Source organism: Vibrio sp. Isolate32 (assembly GCF_022397955.1).
Taxonomy (GTDB): Bacteria; Pseudomonadota; Gammaproteobacteria; order Enterobacterales; family Vibrionaceae; genus Vibrio.
The window spans coordinates 90,390-116,875 of sequence record NZ_JAKEUQ010000005.1; the positions used below are offsets into that span (position 1 = coordinate 90,390).

Here is a 26,486-nt window from a genome sequence, read left to right on the forward strand (position 1 = left end):
ATTTCACATCAACTAGTGAATTATGTCGTAACTGCAGCTCGCTTGATCAGTAAAAGGTCGAACCTTTCACTATGCAAGCACCACTCAATTACTTAGCAACCATTACCATTGCAGGACGAACTACACGACCGTTTAGCTCGTAGCCTTTTTGCATCACGAACATAACCGTGTTTGATTCGTGATCTGGGCTTTCTTGGATAGACATTGCTTGGTGGAATTCAGGGTTGAACGCTTCACCTTCAGGGTTGATCTCTTTAAGACCAAACTTAGCAACTGTGTCTACGAACGTCTTGTGCGTTAGCTCAACACCTTCAAACAGTGGCTTAACCACTTCGTTTTCAGCGTCTGCAGCTTGCATTGCACGCTCTAGGTTGTCGATTACAGGAAGCAGACCTTCAGCAAACTTGTTCAAAGCGAATTTACGCGCTTTATCAATTTCTTGCTCGCTACGGCGACGCATGTTTTCAACTTCAGCTTTAGCGCGAAGAACAGAGTCTTGCTGCTCTTTCACTTTAGTTTCGCTAGCTAGCAATGCCGCTTCTAGTTGAGCAATCTTTGCTTCCTGCTCATCAGCAGCGTCTGCGTTCAGTTCCGCTTCTTCAACTTTTTCTGCTTCAGCAATGATCTGATCTAGTTCTTCTTCGGTTACTTTGTTTTCTTCGTTGCTCATGATATCTCCAGAATTCGTTTCCAATGCAAGTGACAGGCGGGTTTGCGCCTCAAATTGATATAAAACACTCGCATAGACGTTCAACTTGCCTTTATTATGGGGATGAAGAATTTTGATTCAAGCCTAATTCGTTTGGAAACGTTATGAAAAAGCCATTTGAAGTCATCGCCATTATCGGCAAACCTCGAGATCAGCAAGCAATTCAGACTCATAGAGAACTCTATCAGTGGTTGAGTGCTGAGGGTTATCAAGTGTTTATTGATGACAGACTCGCCAGTATTTTAGACGATATCCCAAAAGAACATTTTTCTAGCCTGGTCGACTTAGGTAAACGTGCCGATCTCGCCATTGTAGTCGGTGGTGACGGAAACATGCTCGGCGCCGCTCGAATCTTGTCTCGTTTCGATATTTCAGTGATTGGCGTGAACCGAGGAAACCTTGGCTTCCTGACCGATCTCAACCCAGAAAACTTCCAGAGCGCGCTGACCGATGTTCTCAAAGGCGAGTTCATGGAAGAAGAACGCTTCCTGCTTGAAACAGAGATCCACCGCCATGGCCAAATAAAAAGCCACAATGCGGCACTCAACGAAGCGGTACTTCACCCCGGCCAAGTCGCACACATGATCGAGTTTGAAGTGTACATCGACGACAGCTTCGCCTTCTCGCAGCGTTCTGATGGTTTAATCGTGTCGACACCAACAGGTTCTACCGCCTACTCACTTTCTGGCGGCGGCCCAATTTTGTCATCAAGCTTGAATGCCATCTCTTTGGTACCTATGTTCCCGCACACGCTTTCAAGCCGACCACTTGTTGTCGATGGGAAACGTCACATTAAACTGATCGTATCGCCTGATAACCGCGGCACTCAAGAAGTCAGCTGCGATGGTCAAATCTCGCTACCTGTATCGCCAGGCGACGAGATCCACATTTACCAAAGCCCAAATGTGCTCAAGCTGATCCACCCGAAAGACTACAACTACTACCATGTCCTACGGAACAAACTGGGCTGGTCGAGCAAGCTGTTCTAACTCATGGCACTCTAGCAACAACCGAAAATTTCAGAGGCTGACGATATTCGTTAGCCTTTTTTATTACCTGTATAACGCCCGCCTGCTCTGCCTTCACGTAAATCCCAGAGATTGTCATTCCCAAGAAGGAGGAACGACTGAGTTGGGAATCTATAGTGGTTTCAGTGAACTACAGACAAGTACAATTCTGAGAGTTATCACAAAAAATTTTCACCTGTCGACTTTACTGTATAAAGAAACAGTATATACTGAACTTATATACAGTATTATTCAGTTATACAGGTAAATAAAAATGCTGGCTCATTTAAGTGTTAATAATTTCGCTATTGTTAAGTCTTTACAGCTAGAACTTTCTAAAGGCATGACAACAATCACCGGGGAAACCGGTGCGGGTAAATCTATCGCAATCGATGCTTTGGGTTTGTGTCTTGGAGGGAGATCCGATGCAGGAATGGTTAGACAAGGTGAAGAAAAAACCGAAGTCAGTGCTGCTTTTTTACTTGAGAACAATCTGCACGCAACCCGCTGGTTAGAAGATAACGAACTTCTAGACGGCACTGAGTGCATCCTGCGCAGAACCATCTCTAAAGAAGGTCGCTCGCGTGCATTCATTAACGGTAGCCCGGTTCCTCTTTCACAATTGAAATCACTTGGACAACTGTTGATCAACATCCATGGCCAACACGCGCATCACCAGTTGATGAAAAACGATTACCAAATGGCCATGCTTGATCAATATGCAGGTCACTTGAACCTATTGAAATCGACACGTAATGCTTACCAAGCGTGGCGACAAGCGGATAACCACTTAAAAGAGTTACGTGAAAATAGCCAGCAAAACCAAGCTCAAAAACAACTACTTGAATACCAAATCAAAGAGTTAAATGAGTTATCTATTGGGGAGGAAGAATATGAAGACCTCGAACAAGAGCATAAGCGCCTCTCCAATAGCGGAGAACTGGCCTCAACCTGCCAGCAAGCTATCGAGCTTATTTACGAAGGTGAAGAAGTTAATGCGCTTGGTATTCTGCAATCGGCCAATCACTCCCTAATTCAACTCGCAGAATTAGACGAGCGACTTGCTGAGCTACCAAATATGCTGTCTGAAGCCATTATTCAGATTGAAGAGACTAACAGCGAGCTAAGAACTTATCTTGATAGCATCGATGTCGATCCAGGTCGTATGGCTTACGTTGAAGAGCGCTTCTCTAAAGTGATGTCGATGGCACGTAAACACCACGTATTGCCTGAAGAACTCTATAAACACCACCAAGACTTGCTACAACAAGTTAAAGCGTTGGATTGCTCTGATGAGAAGCTTGAAGAGTTAGCGAATGACGTTGAAAACCAATACCAGTCATTCGTAGCAAAATCTGAGAAACTGCATAAATCTCGCGTTCGTTACGCGAAAGAGCTAAATAAACTGATCACGCAAAGCATGCATGAACTCAGCATGGAAAGAGCGCAGTTTGCGATTGAAGTAAACAACACCAACACTCACCCATCACCATTGGGTATGGATAACGTGACCTTTATTGTCTCTACAAACCCAGGCCAACCGATGCAGCCAATCGCTAAAGTGGCGTCTGGTGGTGAGCTATCACGTATTTCTTTAGCAATTCAGGTGATCACCGCACAAAAAGTCGATACACCAAGTCTGATTTTCGATGAAGTGGATGTGGGTATCAGTGGTCCAACCGCCGCTGTAGTCGGGAAGATGCTGCGAAAACTGGGCGAATCTACGCAGGTAATGTGTGTTACTCACTTACCTCAAGTTGCCGGTTGCGGTCACCAACAGCTGTTTGTTGCAAAGAACACGAAATCAGGTAAAACCGAAACTCAAATGCACACACTTGATGAGCAACAACGCGTTTCAGAGCTGGCTCGACTGCTTGGCGGCAGCCAAATCACCGAGTCGACTCTTGCCAACGCAAAAGAGTTATTAGTCGCGGCTTAGATTAAATCTTCAGCAACTTTCTGATAATTTGACGAAAAATATTGGCAATTTTGCAACTAAATTCAAAATTGCCAGTCATAACAAGCTCAAAGCGCAAGGAGCTTTTTACTTCTTGCTGGAGCTTGTTTATTATCAGGCAGTATTTTAGCGAAGAAAGATCTCAAACTATGCGAATTAAAAAGTGGTTAGTTGCAGTTCCACTTGCACTAACAATGTTGACCGGTTGCTCTCTACTAGAGAAGTTGGTTTATCGAATTGACATCAATCAGGGTAACTATGTTGAACAAGAAGCTGTCGACCAGCTCAAGTTTGGCATGACAAAAACACAAGTTCGTTACGTTATGGGCTCACCTATGCTTATCGAAAATGGCTACCCAGATACGTGGTACTACATTTACCACCACCAAAAAGGTCATGAAGACCCGATTCAGAAAAACCTCGTCGTGAACTTTGATGCTACAGGCACCCTAGTCACGATCAACGGTGATTTTGAAGCCAGTGATGAGTTCTTCGAAAGCCTTCGCTAGCTTTCAGTAGACAACCTCTCAATAAATAATCTCAAAAGCTTGCTCACTGAGCAGGCTTTTTAATATTTGCGTACAAATCAACCCACCGCATCTCACTCACAGATACAAAAAAGCTCGCCAATGTGGCGAGCTCTCTATGAATTCAATCCGTTCTTCGCAGCTACTTAGCAGCAGCGGCTTTCGCTTGTTCAGCACGTTTACGGCGAATCTCTTTTGGATCGGCCATCAGTGCTCGATAAATTTCAATTCGGTCTTTATCACGAACCGTTGCATCTAACTTCACGTTACGGCTGAACACGCCAACCTTGTTTTTCGCTAAGTCGATCTCTGGATACAACTCCAAAATGCCAGACTGCGCAACAATCTCTTCAACAGTCGCATTCTTGTTCACAACCAAAGTAAACACACGCTGCTCATGCGGAAGTGCAAACACAACTTCTACGTGGATCATATCTGATTCAATAGTCATGGTTTAGTAAACCTGTTTCGCTCGTTGAGTAAATGCGCTAACCATGTTGGTCGTTAGCTCATTGAAAATCTTACCAAATGCCATTTCAATCATTCGGCTAGAGAATTCAAACTCTAACTTGAGCTCGACCTTACAGGCCTGATCATCCAATGGGGTAAAGTACCAACCGCCTTGCAGTTTCTTGAACGGGCCGTCCACCAGTTCCATCAAAATCTCAGCGCCATCCGCTAAACGGTTCGATGTTGTAAATGTTTTGCTGATACCCGCTTTAGAGACATCAACCGAAGCCACCATAGTTGAATCTGAATATTCGATCACACGTGAACCAGAACACCCTGGCAAAAACTCGTGATAACGAGCAACATCATTGACCAAGCTGAACATCTGGTCGGCACTAAACGACACTAATGCTGAACGAGTAACCTTTGGCATATAGACTCCTGTTAAAGACAGCGTTACATTAACACAAACTGCAATTTTAATTGTATTGGGCCAGAGCGCAAATAAAAAGGATTCCCCAACTAGGGTGCAATCCGTATAATGAGGCCATTATGGCAAAGAATAAATCAAAATCAAAAGCCGGTAGCAATACCATTGCGCTTAACAAGAAAGCTCGCCACGAATATTTCATCGATGATGAGATAGAAGCGGGGCTTGAGCTACAAGGCTGGGAAGTAAAATCCCTACGTGAAGGCAAAACGAATATCGCAGAAAGCTACGTTTACATCCGTGATGGCGAAGCATTCATTAGTGGTATGACGATCACTCCGCTTACTCAAGCGAGTACTCATATCGTGGCGAACCCAACACGTGTCCGTAAACTCCTAATGTCGAGAAAAGAACTCGACAACCTATTCGGTCGTATTAACCGTGAAGGCATGACACTTGTCGCAACCGCACTTTACTGGTCTCGCTCTTGGGCGAAGATTAAGATCGGCGTAGCGAAGGGTAAAAAGCTGCACGATAAACGTACTGATATGAAAGAAAAAGATTGGGCGAGAGATAAAGCACGAATTATGAAGAGTAATTTGCGCTAATTTTAAGCACTTAAACGCACAGTGCTAGACAGGGTAAGCTTTTCTGGTACTATGCAAATAACACTTGGGGCTGATTTAGGATTCGACAGGAATTTTGAAGTCTGAGGTGCATGCCGTGGGGCGGTTGGCCACGTAAAAAGCCGCAAAAAAATAGTCGCAAACGACGAAAACTACGCACTAGCAGCTTAATAACCTGCTCAGAGCTCTCTTGCCCTAGCTTCCGCTCGTAAGACGGGGACCTACAAGAGATCAAACCCAAACAAGCTAGCGTGGCTTCTCCCACCTGAGAGGAAAAGCGCGAATTATAATTCAGGTTAGCCTTTAACTAGCGTGTCGGTTCGCAGGTTGCTGGTGAATTTAAAGATCGACTAAGCATGTAGTACCAATGATGAATAGTTTTTGGACGCGGGTTCAACTCCCGCCAGCTCCACCAATTCTACATTTAAAGACGTCCTAGGGCGTCTTTTTTTGTACCCTCAGAAACGTAAAATCAATAACTTAGCGTCTTTTATCATCTAATGACGTCCCATAGCTTCTTTGATTTATAGGTACATCACAAGGTACACTGAATTTGTAAGTTCAATACGGTGTACCCACAATGGCAAAAATAACAACACGCCTTACCGATAAAGAAATCAAAGCATCAAAGCCAAGCGAAAAAGAATACAACCTTTTCGACGGTGATGGGCTTCGCTTGCGCATCAAACCGAATGGTTCCAAACACTGGATACTCAATTACTATCGACCAGCTAATCGCAAGCGGGCTAACCTCAGTCTTGGTAAATACCCTGACCTCCCCTTAGCCAAGGCTCGTAAGCTGACAATGGAAGCAAAAGAACTCCTAGCTCAAGGCATTGACCCTCAAGAAGAGCGAAAGCGCCACCAGCAAGAGCTAAAAGCTGTTCATGAAGACACCTTCCTCAATGTGACGACCAAGTGGTTTGAAATCAAAAAGGATGATGTCACTGCGGACTATGCCATTGATATATGGCGCTCTCTTGAACTACACATATTCCCTCACCTATCCGATGTACCCGTCCGTGAAATCACTGCTCCGCAAGTTATAGAGCTTCTTAAGCCGATAGAAGCCAAAGGCAGCTTAGAAACCGTCAAACGTCTCGCACAGCGCCTGAACGAAGTTATGAACTACGCAACTAACTGCGGACTGGTACAAGCTAACCCACTAACGGGTATCAAAGCTGCATTCAAAAAGCCAAAGAAAGAGAATATGGCAGCTTTAGCTCCAGCCGAGCTACCTGAACTAATGGGAGCTATCGCCAACGCAAGCATAAAGCGCACGACGCGATGCTTAATCGAGTGGCAGCTTCATACTATGACACGACCAAGTGAAGCCTCTGGTGCTAAGTGGGAAGAGATTGATTGGGGTGAGAAGGTATGGACCATCCCAGCTGAACGAATGAAAAAAAGAAGAGAGCACCGTATTCCACTAACAGAACAGGCGCTGGAGCTACTTCAGGTTATAAAGCCGATTAGTGGACACCGTGAATTTATCTTCCCCTCTGACCGAGATCCTAAAAAGCCATGTAACAGCCAAACAGCAAATATGGCACTTAAGCGTATGGGATTTGCAGGTAGACTCGTTAGCCACGGCCTACGCTCGCTGGCTAGTACAACACTGAATGAACAAGGTTTTGACAAAGATTTAGTTGAAGCATCTCTAGCGCATGTGGACAGCAATCAGGTTCGCAGTGCCTACAACCGCACCGACTATCTGGAACGGCGCCGTCCGATGATGTGCTGGTGGAGTGGACATATTGAAGAAGCGAGCAAAGGCACGCTGTCTGTTACAGGAATTAAGCAGCTCAAAGTTGTCTAGATATACCACTAATTCTCCCTGATCTCCCCCTTACCGCTATTAGCTAAAAAATTACAGGGGGAGTATCTAGACTGTTATGGATTAACGAACATAGCAAAACAACTCGAACCATATTCACTAGTGAAAAATGAATAGCCATTTTACTTCAGTTAAGAGTGGAAACTTTCAATCGTATAAGGCTATTCAGTATGCAATTGGTAAGTAATCTCTGGGAATTTCACCGTAATCTTGTTAGCAAACATCTCAGCACTTTCTTTACCCCAGTTGCGAGCAACATAATATTCCTTGCCATCATAGATCAACTCGGGATCACGAGACACACGATACTTATTATATTTCTTATTGGTTTCAGTTACTTCTGACTCTAACTTAAGCAACTGGAACGCACAGGTACTATCAGCCCTCAAGAACTCAAAAACATCCTGATTAATCATCCCTTTGTTGTTAAGTAATTGCACGGTGCAATAACCGATATCTGATTTACGGATATGAGCGTGGACTTGCTCGTCATTAAAGTAAATTGAATAACGGCTTGTGTCTCTGCCACCAGAACGCGAGGCTCGTTCTTTTTGGCGCTTCTCACGGATCTTAACTTGGTAATCTTCAATTTCAGGAATAGGTATTACAGACTGAACATCTAGCAATATTTTACCGTCACTTTCATATGGGTGCATACGAACACAACGAATAGATAAGCCGTAATCATTTAGCCACATTACAGTTGTTGTTAACTCGCGCGAGAATTCAGCAGAAGCAAGTACAATTTTCACTTCTTGAGCGAATTCGTCTTCTTCTTTTTCGTCCCACCCCAAGAACTCAAGGATTGAGGCTTCAGCATCTAAGTTAAGGTCATTGGCTTTTATGTAGTCGCCGTATATATCAACCAAACGATCAAACGTAAGCGTTGATACCATAGCTGCATATCGCACGGCTTGAAGCTCCATATGACCGCCATCTTCGGTGCGTTTTAGTTCGATAACAACGATATTAGCTTGCTTATCAACACCCAACAAATCAATACGTCTTCGGCTTTCATCCCATTCACCAAACTCTTCAGCAACAATTAATGTGTCTGGCGAGATGATCTCGATTTGGTGTTTAAGTAGACGCTGTAAATCCTCTCGCTCCTTGAGTCCTGATTCAGAAAAAGTAGTTCGTGAGATTGCTTTGATTTCGTTATCTGTTACTTGATAAATTGCCACTTTATTCACCTAACTAGACGCTGCTATTTTTTGAGCCATACTGTCACCTGTTTTCATAAGCGCTGCTTTTGCGACAGATGAAAACTCAGAGCTTGGAGAAACCAGTTCATAAAGCTGGTCTACTACTTCTTCAGCTTTTGACTCAGCTCTTATACTTCCACTATCTGCTTTTATGAGTAATTGAGTATACCTATTAAATAATTGCCTAGTAGTTTTCCAGACTTCTTTTCTTCTGCGGTTTAGTAGCTGATGATTTAGCCCTAAATGTTTAACTGTAAAAGTTACTCGCTTGATTTGATTTGGACGAATATCTAATTCAGGAACAGCCTTGCCATTATCATTGAAACTTAACAATAAATGGTCTCTTGGTGACAACGGGTCTAAAAAGTAGGGCAGCTCATCTAAATGACAATCTTGATTTGATTTTGCTCTGAATTTTTCATTCAATATAGGGAAATAGCTCCCTTTTTTCCTGTTTGGCATAGGCTTGGATAACCTATAATTACAAAGGTTAAATGCCAACCAATAGTAGCCATCTGAGACACTTCTACCTGTATCGTCCTTTACGTTTCCTTTAGGTCGAAAATGCTCGACTTCTAAATATTCAGCGCCACATTTAACCTCGGTGTACCAACACTTGTCATTACTTTGAGATAGCATCCACTCTTTTAATTTATCATCTTTCCATAATCCATCATTGTCCTCGACTGTAGCTTTATGTTGTTGAACAGTTTTAGCCTTAGATAGTTCTTTGTTTACATTAGAAACTTTAGCGAGCCATTGCTTAACATCGTTTTGCAATGTGTCATCACTCTCTAAGGCGTCATAATCTTCCAACTTAAAAGGAACTTTAACTCTTATCATTGTTGTTCCTTTTCTTAATAACCCTTGCTAACAATTTATCCGACAAATTCTGAATTCGACTGTGCTGTTCATCAGTATAAAAAGGTTGCTTAAATTCTTGGCTACGACTTAGAGCTTTGGCAAAGTTAGAGAAGTACGGGTTAGGATGTGAACTAGAAAAACCAATGTCATCTAGCTCTTTATTGATTCCTTTTAGCTTTTGTCTTATTGCCGTCGATTGCTCGTCTTCTTGGTTTGCCTCATTCAGTTGAGAAAGTAGTGTGTTTCGCTTATCAATCAATTTTTGAACACTATCATCAAGACTAGTTCTGATACCATATAAGTCCGACTGGATGATAGCTTCAACTCCCATATTAATTGGATCTTCCTCAGGCTCTTGAGAGTACTTACCTTCGTTATCTTCTGTTAACACACGGATCTGCTTTGCATGTAACGAAGTAAGCATTATCGGGTCATGTGTGGTCAAAACTATTTGGCTAGAATCCCAAGCAGTTTTATCACTGCCATCAATTTTATGATTTAGAATCTTTTCTACTTGTTCAAAATAATTCAATTTCCAACGAGGATTAAGGTGAGTATCTGGCTCGTCCAACAAAAACAAAGATTCATCATCTCGTGTAAACTTCATTAGACCAAGTACGGTTAATAACTGACGTTCGCCCTCTGAAAGCTGGTCAAAAGTCAGTTTTTGATTATTTTTAAGGTTAACGGTTACTTCAACACTTTCTAATATATCTGCGATATAGGTACTTTCTATATTCTTAAATAAAGTCGCCGTATCGGAATAATGGCTGTTGAGCTCGGTCAAAGCTTCTCTGTCAGGCAAAAACATATACAGTCTTTCTTGCTTTTCTGTTCTTCCTCTAAAATCGATAGTTTTAGTTTCCTTGTTATCAATTGGTGCAATAGAGTGATCCCAGAGTTTGTTGAGAAAATCTTTCACAACTCCTCTAGAATACCAAAAACGTGGATCACCTTCCGATAACATAATTCCTTTAGGCTTGTTTTTAGCCCAGTAAGGCTTTTTAAGACAAAATAAAACTGAATCGAGCGACTCAACATCTAACTTTTTAAGAATTTCTTTACAGGCTGGGTCATCATCGACAAGAAAAGCGAGAAGCACAAAGAAACTGTGTACATCTCGACAATAAAAAAAACGACGTAATAACCTTTCCTCACCTTCTGTTAACCTATTATAGAACTGAGTTTGATGCTTAAGAAAAAGTTGTTCTACACGCCAATTGGTCCCAGAATAATAAGTAAATACATTCATCGGTAAGTATTCATTGGCATTACTTTTCAAATAAGAAGGGGATCTCTTAACGCCATCTACAATAACTAAATTATTCTTAGAGTTATATACATCAAATCTAACTTGAATTTCGTGACCACGACATTCGTATATAAGCGTATAGCTAAATTCTGTTTTTTCACCTAAATCAATTGCCCGAAAAATCAAAACAATTATTTCAATAAGGTTGGATTTACCTACTCCGTTTTGGCCGATAACAGTGGTTATTGGAGAGCTTTGGTCAAAGGTTGTTGTGAAATTACTAAACCCTTTGTAGTTGGGGATTGTTAGTTCCTTTAATTTCATTCTAGTTTATCCTACAAACTCAGCTTTAGCTGGTTTAGAAACAAAGCCTGAAGCGATTTCTGATTTTAGCTGTTTGTAAAAATCAGGTAGTGTTAATCCACATTTATACCAAATAGATTTAGCATCTCCGCCACTTTCACCAATTATAGGAGCCAAAATAGCAGATTTATCATAAGCAACACTTCCTAAAGAAAGTTCAGTTGATATCTTCATGGCTTTTCTCTCTTTTTTTTCTTCAAGTTTTATAAATGACGAACGGCCTAATGCAGAGTTAACTATCGTAGTAGCCAAACGCAATTGAGTGTTTTGAGCTTCACTGATTAGGTTCTTTATAGAGTCACATAGCTCAAAGAGTTTGACGATTTTGTTTACTATACGCTGTTGTTCTTCTATAGGAGGAATTGCAATACACAATTCATAGGCTTCATTTCTATTCAATCCAGGCTTTATACCTTTACCTAAATTGTCTAAACCACATGTATGTAGTTGATAAAAAATAAAATCAAGGTTCATGCTTGCAAATGGACTTAAACTGTAAGCGACGTCAGTCACCCAACAGCCCTTCTGTTCGCTTTTATTTAAGGCACCTGCAGAACCTTTTCTACCAATAACAATACATGGTGACTTAACGCAAGCTTCATTATGAGTGCCAACAACACCATTTGAGCCATAGACATTAAATTCGCCAGATTCGGTTCTTTTAGGTTTTGGCAAATTGTCCCCATATACCAACTCATATACATTTCCAAACCTTTCCCATTCCCAACCTTTAGGTAAACTAAACGCTTTTTCGCAGTCCTTAATTACAGGTAGAGATTTTTGCTTTTTAATTACTTTATCTTTGATTAATTGCTCTTTTTCTTGGACGATTCTTTCAAGTAATTTTGAGGCAGGTTCATCGTTGGAGTTTTGCGGAACAAGTTTACCCATTGCACCTAATTGCAGTATTGTTTGCTTTAATTGCTCGATGCTATGTTCGGTGGTAAATAGCAAATCGAAGTGATCGGCGAACCGAGCCCAGTTGTGTTCAAATTCTTGTGCATTTTCACTACTGATAAGTGTCGATAATAATTCTTCAACTAATAGTTGGTGGGCATGGATACTGACTTCAGTTTGTTGTTCAAGCTGATCACAAAGAGCCATTAATTCACTAACTTTGGCGATTATACGCTTTTGTTCTTCTTCAGGAGGAATTGCCAAAACTATACTGTTCATTTTGGCTTGATTCATTTTCGGCTGAGCTGTTCCCGTTATATAGTCTTCGAGCGAAATAGCATTGATATGCAGAGCAACAAATTCAAGAAAATCCGTATGAATACCATCTAAAACGTGTGCATGATTGTTAACCCAGTATTTCCCATGAGCCAAAAAGGCAATAGGTGTAGTCCTACTTAATAGGTTCGCACCATCTTCTCCAATGAGCAGTAAGGTCTTATCAAATAGATAGTCATTAACTTGGTCTATTACACCTGAAGCTCCATAGTAATCATACTTACCTTGCATCCCTTTTCGTTCAGAAGCTGATACAGGCTTTCTTTCCCCATCACGATTAAACATAACATCACCAAATCTTTGGTAGCTCCAACTATCGGGGATATCAAATGGTTGCTCTTCAATAGTAATTTCAGGTAACACCTTGTGTTGTTTTATCTTTTTTTCCGAAATAAGAAGGTTTCGTTGCAAATTAATTTTTTGCAATAATTTAGAAACTTCTTCATCTTTCTCGTTTTGAGAAACCAATCGTCCTCGAACAGCAAGCTCTAGTATTAAATTACGTAGTTTGTTAATACCTACCAATTTTATTTTGCTGGAACTACCTCGACCATTCGGGTTCCTATTTTCTATGGCGCTAGACCAAACATCAATATTATCAGTGATTAGCTTATTTATATCTGTCATTAAGATTTACCTGCCAATGCTTCAGATAGAATCGATTTTAATTGGTTACGAAGATTTTGTATGTCTTGCTGTTGCTCGTTATAGTTAGCAAGTAACACCTCAGGGTCATGTGAAATAGCTTCTTCTTGGTATGGGTTCTTAATATCAAGATTAAAGTTTTTCTCTTTAATTTCGCTAAAAGACACTTTCCAAGCTAGGTGCTGGTATTGTTCCGCTTCTCGGTTCTGCCACCATTCTTTACAAGTTTTGAACTCTTCAGCCTTCATCGGTTTGGTTTTGTTATACGCCTTTACACCTTCAGGTAACTTTTGCTCGAAATACCATACATCTTCTGTTTGTTTGCCTTTGTCGAAGAACAGGATGTTGGTTTTGATGCTGGTGTATGGAGCAAATACTGAGTTAGGTAAGCGCACGATAGTATGCAGGTTACAATCAGTTAATAACTTTTCTTTGATCTTGGTTTTAACCCCTTCACCAAACAATGTGCCGTCTGGCAATACGATCGCGGCTCTACCACTTTCTTTAAGCAAATGAATGATCAATTGTAAAAAAAGATCTGCCGTTTCACGCGTGCGGTATGCTGCCGGGAAGTTAAGCTCGATACCGTCTTCTTCCATACCACCGAATGGTGGGTTAGCAACAATCACATCAACTCTGTCTTTGTTGGTGTAATCACGTAAGGGACGAGCAAGCGTGTTGTCGTGTTTAATTTGGCTTGGTACTTCAATACCATGTAATAGCATATTTGTAGTACATAACAAATGCGGTAACTGCTTTTTCTCTACACCGTATATTTGTTTCTGAACTTTCTTGTTTACTTCTTCATCTTCAATCTTATTGTTAGCTTTTAAGTGGTCGATTGAACATGCTAAGAAGCCGCCCGTACCACAAGCAGGATCCATGACTTTTTCACCCAACTGTGGGTTAATCATTTCGACCATGAATCTCGTAACTGCGCGAGGTGTGTAAAATTCACCAGAATTACCTGAAGACTGTAAGTCTTTTAAGATTTGTTCGTATAAATCGCCAAACATGTGACGTTCTTTTGAAGAGTGAAAATCTATTTCATCAACTTTATTAACTACTTGGCGAAGTAATGTACCGTTTTTCATATAGTTGAATGCATCACTAAATGCTTCTTTGGCAACAAAACCACGAGGATTGGTAGTTGCCGTAGCTGGCAACTCTTTTAACTTAGGGAATAGTTTGTTATTAATGAACTCTAGTAATACATCACCAGTAATGCCTTCGTTATCACTTGCCCAGTTACGCCACAATAGTTCCTCTGGGATTGGTGGCTCATAATTATCTTCCATTAATTCAAGCTCTTCTTCTTGAGCGTCATAAATTTTTAGGAATAATAACCATGACATTTGGCCGATACGTTGTGCATCACCGTCAATGCCCGCATCTTTACGCATGATATCTTGAATAGATTTTACAATACTTGTAATTGACATATTTCTCTCTGGATTTATTGCTTGATGCCGATGTATCACTTGTTCGCTACATCGTCATACAAAAATTTCTCTAGCTCTTGCACCGCTCTTTGATATTTAGGCTTACCTCCAAACTCTCTTAGAAGCTCTATAGGCCTTCCTAGCTCATTGAACGGGGCATTTTTTAGAACGGTAACTTCTTCAATTTCACCTACATCTTTATCCGCATACTTGTCTAGTAAAGCATCTAATACTTTTCTTGCTTGCTCACCATATTTGGTAAATACATCGCGTTTACGAACATTCTCTGCTCGCTCTTTTCGCGTTAATGGTGGTTGCCCGTAAACGACGTGGCATATTAAATCAAATGCGTCATATTCGCTGCCCACTTCTTGTGCTAACGCTTCCCAAATGACACCTTGCTCTTGCAGTTCTTGAATGACTGCTTGTTTCTGATCTGCGCTGCTCCACTTACGAACAAAATCATTCAAAGTAGCGTATTCTTGTTGTACAGTTTTTACTGTATAGTCTTTAACAGATTCAGTGATTAATTTGCCATCAGCTCCAATGTATTGAACACGCTCAGCAAGTACACTGACCGTAACACCTTTAACTACATACTTGATACGGGGCTCATTTACACCATCAGTGCCACTAAAACCACCAGTAAACGGTTCACCTCCATCAGTTTTATATGGCTCTTCACCATTTTCACCAGATGAAGGGGCAAACGGATCGTCTAAGCCACCTGTTGGGTCATCGGCTGAACCTGTGTCAGTAAGCTCATCTTCTGGCGGTACAGTTGAATCGCCACCATTCGGTTTGAAAATAACTTCAGCTTCACCGTCAAAATCAGGATCTGCGAACCTATCTGTCGCTTTTTTGAAATCTAAAATGGTGAACCAAAGCTTACCGTACTCTTCATCAATTCGAGTACCACGACCAATGACCTGTTTAAATTTGGTCATTGATTGAATACGTTGATCTAACACCACCAGCTTACACGTTTTAGCATCAACACCTGTACTCATTAGCTCTGATGTTGTGGCGATAACGGGGTAAGGTGATTCAGGGTCAATAAAGTTATCTAGCTCAGCTTTTCCGTCTGCATCGTCACCTGTAATTTTCATCACATATTTTCGATTCTTGGCAACTTGCTCTGGATTTTCGTTTACAAGCGCCTGTCGCATTCTGTTAGCGTGATCTATGTCTTGGCAGAACACAATAGTTTTAGCCATCGGGTCAGTAGCTTTAAGGTGATCACTGACAATTTTAGCGACCAGTTGTGTACGTTCTTCAATCACTAAGGTGCGGTCAAAGTCTTGCTGATTGTATATGCGATCTTCAATCCGTTCGCCGTTCTTGTCGTACTGATTTTTAGTTGGTCGCCAGCCTTGTAAATCTTTGTCCAAATCGACCCTAACAACTTTGTAAGGTGCAAGGAACCCGTCATCAATACCTTGCTTTAGTGAGTAGGTATAAACGGGTTCACCGAAATAAGTTGAGTTTGAGACTTCTTCCGTTTCTTTAGGTGTAGCCGTTAAGCCAATATGGGAAGCACTGCTGAAGTAATTTAAGATTTCACGCCAAGCAGAATCTTCGGCTGCACTGCCTCTATGGCACTCATCTATAACAATTAGGTCAAAAAAGTCTGGTGAAAATTGTTTGTAGGCTTTTTGATGTTCTTCGGGGCCAGTAATAGCCTGATAAAGAGACAAGAATATCTCGTAAGATGTATCAACTTTTCTACCAGTGATCTTAGTCATGGCGCTACCAAACGGTTTAAAGTCGTTGGTTTTAGTTTGGTCAACTAAGATATTTCGATCAGCAAGGAACAGGATTCGCTTTTTAGTTCCGGCTTTCCATAATCGCCAAATAATTTGAAATGCTGTGTAGGTTTTCCCCGTACCCGTTGCCATAACTAGCAAAGCTCGATCTTGTCCTTTAGCAATAGCTTCAACAGTTTTGTTAATCGCATGCATCTGGTAGTAGCGCGGAGATTTTCCACTCCCATCTTCGTAATAATCTTGAGTGATGACAGCAAGTTCTTGTGGCTTGTAGCCTTTCCATTCTTGATACTTACTCCATAACTCTTCATGAGATGGAAACTCATCAAGCGTTAACTCTTGCTCTGTTTGAGGGTAAAGGCCTGTTTTGTCATGAAAGATAAAGCCATCACCATTTGAACTGAACACAAACGGTACTTCTAAGATATCAGAATAGGATAAGCCTTGCTGCATACCCGCAGCGATTGGTAAGGTATTTTTCTTCGCTTCGATAATAGCAAGAGGTTGATTAGGCTTGTGATATAGAACGAAATCTGCTCGTTTCCCTTTAGTGCGAGCGCCCATCTGACCACGAACGACAATGCGACCAGCGGTTAAAGAAACCTCTTCACGAATTTGTGTATGAATATCCCAACCAGCCTTTTTAACTGCGGGCAAGATGAATTTTGTACAAATATCTCGTTCTGTTAGTTTCTTTTTATCCATAACTAGCTAGCTCAACATTCGATAAATTATTGATTGGTATATTAACGTATTAGTGGCTCTTAGGTACTGTATTACCTCAATTATTATGAAACTACTCTATCAAGATCTATAGATTCAAATCGCAGCATAATATTGAGGCTACCAACCACACCTATTTGATATTTTTGTTCCAGTGCCTTTTTACGGTGGCGATCCCAATACCTAGCGTTTCTGCTGTTTTGGATTGAGACAGTCCATCTCGCTTTTTTTCCTGAACTAAACGAGTTGTTTCAAAAGCAGCAGGTCTGCCAAGCTTTTTTCCCTCAGCTTTGGCACGCTCAAGCCCTTCTTTGGTTCGCTCCCTAATTCGATTTCGCTCAAACTCAGCAAAAGCCGAGAACATTTGGAGCATAAGCTTACCTTCAGCACTCGATAAATCGGCGACTGGCAAATCCAAACAAACGACTTTAATACTTTTTTTCCCTAACACTGTTATCGTCTTCTGAACATCAATGTTATCTCGCCCAAGTCTATCTAGCTTTAGAACCACCAGCATATCGCCGGATTCCAATTGATGCTCCACCAGCATTTTAAATTTGTCTCGCTTCATCGCCTCAACAGAACCAGACACCGTTTCGCTGATAACACGAGAGTCATTCACCTCGTATCCCTTTTGACGGATAGCAATAATTTGATTTTCAGTAGACTGTTCTGTCGTAGAAACACGACAGTATGCAAAAATACGCATTAATCACTCATTACTAGTTTTGGTATCAAATATAGGGGTATCATAAACTTTTCGTATCATAAACTATATACCATAGATTAATGATACCCACATAATTAAACAAAAGCTGGTATCAATATACGGATGTTTGTTAATACCACTAGGAGCCACTCTAAAATGGATTGAACGCAATGTTGCTACCTTCAATCTTTCTCTTTGATGACTTATAGCGATTACAACCATACAAGCCAGGAACACGGCTCTCTTTAACCTGAATATCTTGTTTACTGCTTTGAGAACCTCTCAAAGCTTCTTTTCTATTTGTTTTATTTAAAGATAACGTTTGACCTTTATACATAATAAACATTCCAAAATACGTGATAGTTAATATATACAAATAAGTATCAAATAAAATTCAAATAGTAAAGCATTTAATTATGCCGCCAATAAATTAAATGATTAAACTAAACAGCAGTACCATTTATTAATATTGATCAGGTAATAAAACAAGATCAGAATATAAACGTTTAGGATCTAATTTTAGATTTAATAATTATATTTTTTGTGTTATAACTATTATAACCGTTATAACTATTATAAAGTTATAATTACATATAAGGAGTGGATGAAAAATTTGCATTCTATTAAAGAAATAAGCAGCCAATCGAGATAAATTTCTTCTGCCAAACTTGGCACATCGACTGTCAATGTTGGCACATTCACTGCCAAGTTTGGCAAAGGTAGAGTGCGACCTAAAATTGAGCCTACTTTTACACCGCACTCATGCTGTGCAAAAATCAACCAAGACCAAAAAGGCCGAATGTCCTTTAAATTAAACTCATCACAAATCGTTTTTTACATAGGAAAAGTATATGAGCTTGAATAATTTATTCAAAACTCAATGTTGAATAATTAATTAAAAAGTAATACAGAAATTATATTTATTTTTTATTTAAAAATGGTGATGAACTGGCTTTATTACCAAATCATATCTTCTTTGGTTGCTACAACTGGCACATATTTGAAAGGTGCCATGGCTAAATATTAGTTGTAGTGATACTTGGATGACTTCTTCTATTTTTCCAACATCAAAATCCTATGTTATGAGAAATCACCATAGCGAATTCGCTCCAAAATGGATAAAACGGCTTCTTTCCCTTCTGATTTTTGTAGCATTTCTAACGGAGTCAAATCATCAAAAAACCATTTGGGCGTATTCAACCATTCATCTGCAAGTTCTTCTTGAACAAATAGATCTAAAACTATTTTCCTTATTTCACTGTTACTATCCATTTTCCCTTTATCCCTATCACGTTGTACGCGCAGCAAAATTGTAGTTTAGAACTAGCTAGATGAGGCTATTTTGCCACGTGCTCTGATCATTGTCGAAAAACCCTAATGCCCGATACCCTTTTTCTCGCTTGTTGAACATCCTGAGCAACATTGGAATTTTTGTATCAATATAGTCGATCACTTTCACCTCCTCTTTTCCTTTGTAATCTCGCTGTATTCGTCCTACATATTGGATTAACGAGCCTTTCCAAGACACAGGCAGCGCCAATATCAAAGTATCTAAGCGTGGAAGATCAAAGCCCTCTCCTACAAAACGTCCCGTAGCAACAATGACCTGTGTACTACCTAGCTTCGACATCACCTCTGCTTGCTGCTTTTTCTTCATCGAACCTACTAATATTTGGTGTGTGATCCCCACATCATTAAGCAAACCAGCAATGATATTGGCGTGCTCTCTCCGCTCGGTTAACACGATCGGAACTCGGCCATTGGAGACCTCTTTTTGAATCCCCTCAACAATGGTGGCGTTACGTATAGGGTGAAGCATTAACCAACGATAAATCTCGGAAATATGAGGTTTTGGGTCATTCGAAGATAAATGCAAAGGCACTTCCAGGTTCAGCTCTCGGCGATCTAGCACCTGAGCAAACTGATTGTTTCGCTCTGACTTTATGGTATGCCTTACTCTACCTGCTTGCATAAATATGATCGGTTGATGCCCATCTCGCCTTTCAAGTGTTGCACTAATCCCAACGACGTACTTAGCATGCGCTTCAGATAACACCTGCTCATATTGTGGTGCTGATAGATGGTGGCATTCATCCACAATGATTTGACCATATTCTTTCACCAGTGCATGAACACTATTGTCGCTTCTGTTTATCAAACTTTGATAAGTCGCGATATCAACTTGTCCAGTCGGTTTCTTCTTGCTTCCTGTATACACGCCGATATCGATACCCTGAGTGAAAGCTTTTAAGCGCTCCTGCCACTGGTCAACAAGCTGCTTGTTATGCACTAATACCAGAGTATTGACTCCTCGCCTTTGTATTAAACCAATTGCCGTTACCGTTTTACCAAAGGCCGTTGGAGCGTGAAGAACACCAATATCATGCTGCATTAGCTCATCAATCGCTTTACTTTGCGCTGAGCGCAAAGAGCCAACAAATGTCATGTCCGTTAGTACCTGACCAACAAAACGATTATCCGTAACTTGGAGAGCAATCCCTAATTCTAAGCAAATAGCCTGTAAGTCATCCCAACACCCCCTCGGCAAGCTCAAGTAACCACTGTCTAATTCCGCCAAGCATATAAAACGCGCAATTCCGTTGGTCGACAAACGTAGCCCTTGGGCTTTGAAAAACTTAGGATTCGAAAAGGATGCCAATTTTTTGAACTGAGCAATTAGAGGATTCGGAACTTGGTTTATCGGTAAGTACAATCGATTGGCGAGAACGATGTCTAACGCCTTAGGTTTGTCTGAGATGGCAGCGCTTGTGTTCACAGTTCGTTCCCATGGCTTGATTGATGCGCCATCTTCACTATTATTTCGATGGTCCACTCTGCTTTCGAGAAGTAATTCTATTTTCTCAATAGATAATCGTCCCGTCGACGCTAACACCTCCCATTGATCAGGGTATGGTGTAAAAGAGTGATCGACAAACACTGAGTTTCCATTTAAACGAGCTTGTTTTTGTAACGGCAAAGCAATCAGATTCCCAATTCCCCCGATAGGTAGCACGTCTTGATTAGGGAATAGGCGGTCATAGGAATCAAATGACAAAGCACCATGAATTTTCATGGCTTCATCAAGTAAATAGAACCCTAACTGCCGAGCTACTTTTGCATCAGTCGCCTGTGTAAAGAAAATCCATACATGTGCCCCCTGACCTGAGCGAGATCGTTCTAATAAACAATCGATGCCTTTTAGTTTGCACACTTCGACATACGCAAGAGAGGCTTCTTGCCAATCACTTTTATCAAAATCAACCGCTAGTAACCAACAAGTGTTATTCGCCAGCATAGGATACAAACCAACAACCTCTTTGCCAGTAAGGTGGGCATACATAGTATCGTCACCTAACGGCTTGAATGCTTGGTTGGGGCACTCCAAACACTTTACTTTAGGTTTACCGCATACACCTTGATGCCACTCGTTTTCGCAAGCAATCGCATAACCACTTCTGCCTTGTTGGTTCTGCCACCTATGCGAATAGCATTGAGTATTGCCTTTAAAATAACTCTGATAGATAGACAGTTTTTGCTGAGGTGACATTTCACATGCAGCTTCCTTTTCAATCGCTCCTTGCGTCAATAGACGCTGCTTCTGCTGTTCAAGTTGAGCCAGATCCTTTTTCAGCTCATGAATCTTTTGTTCAATTAGCTCAAGCTCATCCATATCTAACCCCGACAATTACATCACTTTCATGCAGTTAATAACCGATTGTATAAAAGACAATACGAAAACAAAGGCACAATTCACAACCTATCTAACATATTTATAAAGCATTCTTGCCTAAAATCAGTACATACCGTCGCTAAATTGAGAGTTATTCACGTTTTGATGCTGCTTCAACATGTGCCTTTCGGCTTAAGAATCCAAGATCAGACATTCGTTGATGTCGCTGATGTTGTGCGAGGGAAGAATTGCGGCTGTATATGCCCTTCTTGCCACACACCACTGATTGCGAGACAAGGTGAAGAAAAGCAATGGCACTTTGCTCATGCGAGCCGTAAGGTTGAAGGAACTGACAAAGAATGTGATTTTTCTTTTTTTGTTTCTGTGCGCATGATGGCGAGACAAGTGATAGAAACTGGTATATCAATTGTTCTTCCTGAGTACAGAAGTTCTCTAACAAAACAAGCGAAAGGAAAGTGTTTCACAGAAGATTTTTTGGTTGCTAAATCATCCACCATCTTACTTGATAACGTCGATAAAGAAGTTTTATTTGATAAATGTATTGTGGATGTAATGGGCAGAGTCGGTGAGTTCATCTTTGTTATTTATTTCACCCACCCAAACCGTCCACTTCCAAGTGAGTTGCTCACACCACATAACAGGCAATGCGGTGTGCTCGAAATCAAGTTGGATGATACACATCACCTATTTACACGCGATAAAGTGTCAGGGACTCGGCAACTGGACAGACTAAAAGATTACCTTCAAAACGATGTCGAATCTAAAGTGTGGGTATTTCATCCGCGCTACGCTCAGTTGGAACAAGAAGCGACTGAGCGATTATCCTTAAAGGCATCTCAGTACACACCACCACCTACTCCGAGCTTTCGTAATGACCAATATCGTCATCGCAACCAGAGGAATGTCAACCTTCATCGCTCCGACTCATGGCAATCAACAACGAAAGCTATCCTGCCAACACCTATACCAAAACGTTCAGCTCAATTTGAGTGCATCATGTGTCAATGCCAGTGGCAAGTTTCGCTACCTAGTACACCAATCTGCCCTCAATGCCATAGCCACCTATACGCTAGCGAGGTCTCTTCAAGATAAGAGCCACATCAAGCGTTCATTTTTTATGAACAAACCGAAAAAATTGAACACCGCTAAACACTATTTCACGACATTACCTCCAAGTATCAATGTTTGTTTCACCAGACCCGCTTCTGAATCTAGCACTGGGAATAGCATTGAATACGGTACTGTCCAAGCCGTATTAGCCACTAATACAACAGCTCTCTTGGGGTTTAGTTTGGAAACTTGTCCAATATACTCTTGGTTGTCTCGACTACTGATAAAGCCCACCGTTTGACCGATAGATAGCTCAGCCTTCGACAGCCCTACAGCTTTATTTGATATTAACTCAGTATCAATGTGATCAAGGTTCAAAAAGTAAAAGGGCAATGACCAACCTTTACCTGTTTCTTTCTCACGGATCTCCACCCGAGTCCTGCCGACTTTCAATATGCTACAAAGCATATAATGATTTCGTTCAGTACAAAAATATTCCACCTCCATACCTACCGTCATTTTGGCTTTTAAAGCCTTTGCTCTATCTGGATCTTCTAAAACTTTCTCTATGGCTGATTTGATCCGAAATAGTTCAAAGTCACTCGCTTTTTCTAGCTCTTCAAAAACTTGCTGGATATTCATAATATTCCTTATGATACTTAAATCGAGACCTCACCAATTCTGCCATAACATGACGCAGCTTTTTACCTTGTTGTTTTGATTATTCAATTTCAGATAAACCATAAAACCAACAATAACAATCACTTAAGTCTTACCATCAAAATAAACACTTGATAACGTCGTTGGTTATACTGGGTATGAATCACTCACCATATACTCATCATCGCGACTAGCCCCCACCACCACACATAATCATGCGCACACCAACATACACACTTTTACGCGCATAAAAATGTCAAAAAAAGCATTTTAATGCGCGTTAAAATGTTTACCCTTGCATTTTATCGCGCATTTTTATGTAATGAACATCGAACATGAAATCGCTATCACTGAGGTGGCTAGATGAAACGAACACTGCTTGAAAACCTACTCACCTGGAAAGGCAAGCCAACCAGGAAGCCTTTACTGATTGACGGTGCTAGACAAACTGGCAAAACATTCTTATTGCAGGAACTGTTAGGAAGTACATTCGAAAATGTCCTAAGGATCGATTTCTTAGAAAGTCCTGAGTTAATGGAAGCTTTTTCTGGCTCTCTAAATCCTGATGACATCATCACCAATATTGAACTCTTAACAGGGCAAACCTTCGAACCATCTACAGATCTACTTATTTTAGATGAAATTGGTGAATGCCCTAGAGCGGTTACCGCACTTAAATACTTTGCAGAAAAGGCTCCCAAAGCTTATGTTGCTGCAAGTGGTTCCAATATTGGATTGCTCACCTCCTTCCCTGTTGGAAAAGTTGAACAGCACAACTTAAGACCACTGACTTTCAGGGAGTTTTTGTGGGCATCTGGAGAGAAAGCTCTTCAAAAAGCGTTTGACCAAAAGCTGAGTTCTTCTGCGGCTCATTCCAAGCTAATCGAGCTGCTAACCGATTATTACTTCGTTGGCGGCATGCCTGAAGCCGTAAACTCGTGGTTCGAAAACTCTCAACTCAGTATCATTGACCGAATTGAAGCCGTCTCTGAAGTCCATCGAAACTTAATTGAAGGCTACATGCGTGATTTCGGAAAATACTCTGGAAAAGTGGATGCGCAACTCATCGAGTCTGTATTTAGAAGCATCCCAGCCCAGTTATCTTCGGTATTCGATGACTCCGTTAAGCGGTTCAAATTCAAGGGCGTTCACGAACGCAGATCTCGTTATGCTGAATATGAAAGTGCGATCACATGGCTTCACAAGTGTCGACTTGCGCTAAAGAACCACCCTATTGAAGGACAACCTCGTGCTCCTTTAGCTGCTTATCAGAAGGAAAATGCGGTTAAATTATTTCTCTTTGATGTAGGCCTGTTGAACCATATGCTCGGTACGGGTTACCGTGAAATCAAACAGCAAGGCTATGAATACAAGGGGTATGTCGTAGAAAACTATGTTCAACAGGAAATCGCCGCACTAGGTATTGAACCAAGTTTCTCTTGGGGAGACGCAAGGGCTGAGATAGAGTTCATCATCGCTGACGACCTAGGCCGTATTGTGCCTGTAGAAGTGAAGAGCGGTAAGCGAACCCGTGCAAAATCATTGCAGTCTTACATCGAAAAGTGCAAGCCCCACAAGACGATCAAACTTACAGGTACTCAAGGCTCTCCAGCAACAGAGAAAGAGCACATAGTGATGCCACTTTACTACACTGAATACTTACTTGATCACCTAAGAGATCTAGATAAAAACTAAGTGAGTAAGAACATATTCATTAAGAGCGAAGAATCGATGATATGAGCAATATTTGGCTCATATCATTTGAACAAAGTGTTCAAACCTTTTGGTCTAAGAATTGGTCTGATACCGTCCTCATCGAGTATGCTACAATTATTGCTCGACAGTAATAAATCACTTGTTGATGAATAACCATTACAGCGCGTTTTAAGACCATTTTGCTATAGTTGATACGACTTTCAATAACAAAAAATTATACTTGGACGCGGGTTTAGTTCCTTTTTAAGTAGGAAATTGATGTAACACTTGATGTTACACTGAATACATAACGCCATCATAACCATCTGAATTATAGAGTATTGAGACTTCATTCCAAATGTCGCCAGCCCACCAAACGTTTGGAAAGGGCCAACTCGAAAGAGTTGGCCCTTTTTTAATTTGATGACTGCTGAGGTTTGATTTGTACTAACACTCGGTACGAAATCATGAAATATATCTCACTGACATCGAAAGGCGTCTATACCTTATTACTCAAAGACAAACCGAGAACAGTCACCATTTGACTACTTTGCGATTCCATCAGGCATAACGTTTATAGGTAGTTGAAGTGAACCTTAGTAAGCTTCCCCAGAAAGGTGACTTTCGAACCCTAGAGCTTTGTAGCCCTTCTCTCGCCTTTTATACATACGTTGTAGCATCGGTAGTTTTGTGTCTACGTAGTCTATCACCTTAACTTCTGTTTTGCCTTTGTACTGTCTTTGAATTTCTCTCTCACCATCAAAGTAGACAAATGTGAATTAAACAAACTTCTTAAACAGTTTGACTCGATCTAATAACACTTCAAGATCTTTCATTCTGCTACTGGTATCTGACCACGTAGCAGACTGTACAGCTTCAACTAAAGCTTCAACCAAAAAGGTAATTGCAACGTTAGAATCCCATGCCGAAGGGGCTTCAATACGAGCATGGAAAACATGCTGAGAAAACTTACTGACCGGTGAACCCCACTGATCCGTAAACAGTACCAACCTTACGTCTCGACTTTGGGCAATTTCTGCTAAGGTCAGGATGTCATTTTCGTATCGACGAATATCAAACACCACCAATGTATCTCCTGGGTTCATATTGATCACATAATGTGACCAACGATTGGCATTAGGCTCCACCATCGTTACGTTAGCTCTGATCACTTGCATATGAGTAAACATATACTCAGCAATCGAATGGCTAATTCGCCCCCCCACAATGTATAGAGAGCTATTTGGGTTAATAAGGGTATCAACTACTTGGTTGAATAACTCTTCATCAATTTGCGCGACAGTTTGCTGAATATTGTTTATAACTGCGTGAGAAAACCGTCCCAAAAGATGGGAACTTGGATCAGAGTTTGAGATAGATGCATGCTTTTCGATTGGGTTTTTTAACGTATCACCGATCTCTTCATGAAGACTTCGTTGCATATCTGAAAAGCCCATAAAATCCAGCTTTTTAGCTAAACGAACCACTGTAGGATTAGAGACTTTGGCCGCTTCAGCAATTGAAACGACAGTCCCTAAACTTGATGCTGGATAGTTATCTAACATCACATTCGCCAGTTGCCTTTCAGCCCTTGTAAGCGTTGAAAATTTCTCTTTTATCTTTTCTGAAACCGTCAATTGATTCT

Annotated in this window: 22 protein-coding genes and 1 other RNA gene; 8 read left to right on the top strand and 15 right to left on the bottom strand. The window is 41.0% G+C overall.

Features of this window, described 5'->3' with window-relative positions:
- Positions 1-88 precede the first annotated feature (88 nt).
- A complete protein-coding gene (gene grpE / locus L1D11_RS05635; protein WP_239832035.1) occupies positions 89-670 on the bottom strand; it encodes a nucleotide exchange factor GrpE in 582 nt (193 codons plus the stop codon).
- A gap of 143 nt (positions 671-813) precedes the next feature.
- Between grpE and nadK the strand changes: the two genes are divergently transcribed.
- The 3 genes from nadK (at position 814) to bamE (ending at position 4,182) form a co-directional block, all read left to right on the top strand.
- Positions 814-1,698 carry an NAD(+) kinase gene (gene nadK / locus L1D11_RS05640; RefSeq protein WP_239862224.1) on the top strand — a complete coding sequence of 295 codons (885 nt, stop codon included), beginning with the start codon at positions 814-816 and terminating at the stop codon, positions 1,696-1,698.
- Between the two features lie 292 nt (positions 1,699-1,990).
- On the top strand, positions 1,991-3,655 hold the full coding sequence (recN, locus tag L1D11_RS05645) for a DNA repair protein RecN (RefSeq protein WP_239862226.1): 1,665 nt from the start codon (positions 1,991-1,993) through the stop codon (positions 3,653-3,655).
- 167 nt (positions 3,656-3,822) lie between these two features.
- Positions 3,823-4,182 (top strand): outer membrane protein assembly factor BamE, encoded by a 360-nt coding sequence (gene bamE / locus L1D11_RS05650; protein ID WP_004735159.1) that lies wholly within the window; start codon positions 3,823-3,825, stop codon positions 4,180-4,182.
- A gap of 160 nt (positions 4,183-4,342) precedes the next feature.
- Here the strand turns inward: bamE and L1D11_RS05655 are convergent, their stop codons facing one another.
- Positions 4,343-4,651 carry an RnfH family protein gene (locus L1D11_RS05655; protein WP_239862228.1) on the bottom strand — a complete coding sequence of 103 codons (309 nt, stop codon included), beginning with the start codon at positions 4,649-4,651 and terminating at the stop codon, positions 4,343-4,345.
- Positions 4,652-4,654: 3 nt separating this feature from the next.
- Positions 4,655-5,083 (bottom strand): SRPBCC family protein, encoded by a 429-nt coding sequence (locus L1D11_RS05660; protein WP_239862230.1) that lies wholly within the window; start codon positions 5,081-5,083, stop codon positions 4,655-4,657.
- Positions 5,084-5,202: 119 nt separating this feature from the next.
- Here L1D11_RS05660 and smpB point away from each other — a divergent pair, with 119 nt between their 5' ends.
- The 3 genes from smpB to L1D11_RS05675 all read left to right on the top strand — a co-directional run bounded on the left by smpB (position 5,203) and on the right by L1D11_RS05675 (position 7,525).
- Positions 5,203-5,688, top strand: coding sequence for an SsrA-binding protein SmpB (smpB, locus tag L1D11_RS05665; protein WP_004737567.1), 486 nt, complete (start codon positions 5,203-5,205; stop codon positions 5,686-5,688).
- A gap of 66 nt (positions 5,689-5,754) precedes the next feature.
- Positions 5,755-6,121: a transfer-messenger RNA gene (gene ssrA, locus L1D11_RS05670) on the top strand.
- Positions 6,122-6,286: 165 nt separating this feature from the next.
- Positions 6,287-7,525, top strand: coding sequence for an integrase domain-containing protein (locus L1D11_RS05675; protein ID WP_239862232.1), 1,239 nt, complete (start codon positions 6,287-6,289; stop codon positions 7,523-7,525).
- Positions 7,526-7,704: 179 nt separating this feature from the next.
- On the opposite strand, the gene L1D11_RS05680 is transcribed toward L1D11_RS05675, so the two are convergent.
- The 10 genes from L1D11_RS05680 to L1D11_RS05725 form a co-directional block, all read right to left on the bottom strand.
- On the bottom strand, positions 7,705-8,727 hold the full coding sequence (locus tag L1D11_RS05680) for a hypothetical protein (RefSeq protein WP_239862234.1): 1,023 nt from the start codon (positions 8,725-8,727) through the stop codon (positions 7,705-7,707).
- Positions 8,728-8,736: 9 nt separating this feature from the next.
- On the bottom strand, positions 8,737-9,591 hold the full coding sequence (locus L1D11_RS05685) for a hypothetical protein (protein WP_239862236.1): 855 nt from the start codon (positions 9,589-9,591) through the stop codon (positions 8,737-8,739).
- Entirely contained in the window at positions 9,578-11,188 is a 1,611-nt protein-coding gene (locus tag L1D11_RS05690) for an AAA family ATPase (protein WP_239862237.1), read from the bottom strand. Before L1D11_RS05690 ends, L1D11_RS05685 begins: the two co-directional genes overlap by 14 nt.
- A gap of 6 nt (positions 11,189-11,194) precedes the next feature.
- Positions 11,195-13,087, bottom strand: coding sequence for a restriction endonuclease subunit S (locus tag L1D11_RS05695; protein ID WP_239862239.1), 1,893 nt, complete (start codon positions 13,085-13,087; stop codon positions 11,195-11,197).
- Entirely contained in the window at positions 13,087-14,547 is a 1,461-nt protein-coding gene (locus tag L1D11_RS05700; RefSeq protein ID WP_239862241.1) for a class I SAM-dependent DNA methyltransferase, read from the bottom strand. The genes L1D11_RS05695 and L1D11_RS05700 overlap by 1 nt, the downstream gene beginning before the upstream one ends.
- A gap of 35 nt (positions 14,548-14,582) precedes the next feature.
- A complete protein-coding gene (locus L1D11_RS05705) occupies positions 14,583-17,018 on the bottom strand; it encodes a DEAD/DEAH box helicase family protein (RefSeq protein WP_239862243.1) in 2,436 nt (811 codons plus the stop codon).
- 151 nt (positions 17,019-17,169) lie between these two features.
- Entirely contained in the window at positions 17,170-17,745 is a 576-nt protein-coding gene (locus tag L1D11_RS05710; RefSeq protein ID WP_239862245.1) for a recombinase family protein, read from the bottom strand.
- 151 nt (positions 17,746-17,896) lie between these two features.
- Positions 17,897-18,082 carry a hypothetical protein gene (locus tag L1D11_RS05715; RefSeq protein ID WP_239862247.1) on the bottom strand — a complete coding sequence of 62 codons (186 nt, stop codon included), beginning with the start codon at positions 18,080-18,082 and terminating at the stop codon, positions 17,897-17,899.
- A gap of 743 nt (positions 18,083-18,825) precedes the next feature.
- Positions 18,826-19,017 (bottom strand): MbcA/ParS/Xre antitoxin family protein, encoded by a 192-nt coding sequence (locus tag L1D11_RS05720; protein WP_239862249.1) that lies wholly within the window; start codon positions 19,015-19,017, stop codon positions 18,826-18,828.
- Positions 19,018-19,072: 55 nt separating this feature from the next.
- Positions 19,073-21,415 (bottom strand): DEAD/DEAH box helicase, encoded by a 2,343-nt coding sequence (locus L1D11_RS05725; RefSeq protein ID WP_239862289.1) that lies wholly within the window; start codon positions 21,413-21,415, stop codon positions 19,073-19,075.
- Positions 21,416-21,580: 165 nt separating this feature from the next.
- Here L1D11_RS05725 and L1D11_RS05730 point away from each other — a divergent pair, with 165 nt between their 5' ends.
- On the top strand, positions 21,581-22,528 hold the full coding sequence (locus tag L1D11_RS05730; protein WP_104038539.1) for a competence protein CoiA family protein: 948 nt from the start codon (positions 21,581-21,583) through the stop codon (positions 22,526-22,528).
- 60 nt (positions 22,529-22,588) lie between these two features.
- Here the strand turns inward: L1D11_RS05730 and L1D11_RS05735 are convergent, their stop codons facing one another.
- Positions 22,589-23,128, bottom strand: a complete 540-nt coding sequence (locus L1D11_RS05735) for a hypothetical protein (protein ID WP_239862251.1) — start codon at positions 23,126-23,128, stop codon at positions 22,589-22,591.
- Between the two features lie 381 nt (positions 23,129-23,509).
- Here L1D11_RS05735 and L1D11_RS05740 point away from each other — a divergent pair, with 381 nt between their 5' ends.
- Positions 23,510-24,841, top strand: a complete 1,332-nt coding sequence (locus L1D11_RS05740; protein ID WP_239862253.1) for an AAA family ATPase — start codon at positions 23,510-23,512, stop codon at positions 24,839-24,841.
- Between the two features lie 779 nt (positions 24,842-25,620).
- Here the strand turns inward: L1D11_RS05740 and L1D11_RS05745 are convergent.
- Complete coding sequence (locus L1D11_RS05745; RefSeq protein WP_239832052.1) at positions 25,621-26,478, bottom strand: MurR/RpiR family transcriptional regulator; 858 nt, start codon at positions 26,476-26,478, stop codon at positions 25,621-25,623.
- Positions 26,479-26,486 lie beyond the last annotated feature (8 nt).

Excerpts from the sequence above, each read along its gene's own strand:
- grpE (WP_239832035.1), bottom strand. The coding sequence starts at position 670 with ATGAGCAACGAAGAAAACAAAGTAACCGAAGAAGAACTAGATCAGATC.
- nadK (WP_239862224.1), top strand. The coding sequence starts at position 814 with ATGAAAAAGCCATTTGAAGTCATCGCCATTATCGGCAAACCTCGAGAT.
- recN (WP_239862226.1), top strand. The coding sequence starts at position 1,991 with ATGCTGGCTCATTTAAGTGTTAATAATTTCGCTATTGTTAAGTCTTTA.
- bamE (WP_004735159.1), top strand. The coding sequence starts at position 3,823 with ATGCGAATTAAAAAGTGGTTAGTTGCAGTTCCACTTGCACTAACAATG.
- L1D11_RS05655 (WP_239862228.1), bottom strand. The coding sequence starts at position 4,651 with ATGACTATTGAATCAGATATGATCCACGTAGAAGTTGTGTTTGCACTT.
- L1D11_RS05660 (WP_239862230.1), bottom strand. The coding sequence starts at position 5,083 with ATGCCAAAGGTTACTCGTTCAGCATTAGTGTCGTTTAGTGCCGACCAG.
- smpB (WP_004737567.1), top strand. The coding sequence starts at position 5,203 with ATGGCAAAGAATAAATCAAAATCAAAAGCCGGTAGCAATACCATTGCG.
- L1D11_RS05675 (WP_239862232.1), top strand. The coding sequence starts at position 6,287 with ATGGCAAAAATAACAACACGCCTTACCGATAAAGAAATCAAAGCATCA.
- L1D11_RS05685 (WP_239862236.1), bottom strand. The coding sequence starts at position 9,591 with ATGATAAGAGTTAAAGTTCCTTTTAAGTTGGAAGATTATGACGCCTTA.
- L1D11_RS05690 (WP_239862237.1), bottom strand. The coding sequence starts at position 11,188 with ATGAAATTAAAGGAACTAACAATCCCCAACTACAAAGGGTTTAGTAAT.
- L1D11_RS05695 (WP_239862239.1), bottom strand. The coding sequence starts at position 13,087 with ATGACAGATATAAATAAGCTAATCACTGATAATATTGATGTTTGGTCT.
- L1D11_RS05700 (WP_239862241.1), bottom strand. The coding sequence starts at position 14,547 with ATGTCAATTACAAGTATTGTAAAATCTATTCAAGATATCATGCGTAAA.
- L1D11_RS05705 (WP_239862243.1), bottom strand. The coding sequence starts at position 17,018 with ATGGATAAAAAGAAACTAACAGAACGAGATATTTGTACAAAATTCATC.
- L1D11_RS05710 (WP_239862245.1), bottom strand. The coding sequence starts at position 17,745 with ATGCGTATTTTTGCATACTGTCGTGTTTCTACGACAGAACAGTCTACT.
- L1D11_RS05715 (WP_239862247.1), bottom strand. The coding sequence starts at position 18,082 with ATGTATAAAGGTCAAACGTTATCTTTAAATAAAACAAATAGAAAAGAA.
- L1D11_RS05720 (WP_239862249.1), bottom strand. The coding sequence starts at position 19,017 with ATGGATAGTAACAGTGAAATAAGGAAAATAGTTTTAGATCTATTTGTT.
- L1D11_RS05725 (WP_239862289.1), bottom strand. The coding sequence starts at position 21,415 with ATGGATGAGCTTGAGCTAATTGAACAAAAGATTCATGAGCTGAAAAAG.
- L1D11_RS05730 (WP_104038539.1), top strand. The coding sequence starts at position 21,581 with ATGCTGCTTCAACATGTGCCTTTCGGCTTAAGAATCCAAGATCAGACA.
- L1D11_RS05735 (WP_239862251.1), bottom strand. The coding sequence starts at position 23,128 with ATGAATATCCAGCAAGTTTTTGAAGAGCTAGAAAAAGCGAGTGACTTT.
- L1D11_RS05740 (WP_239862253.1), top strand. The coding sequence starts at position 23,510 with ATGAAACGAACACTGCTTGAAAACCTACTCACCTGGAAAGGCAAGCCA.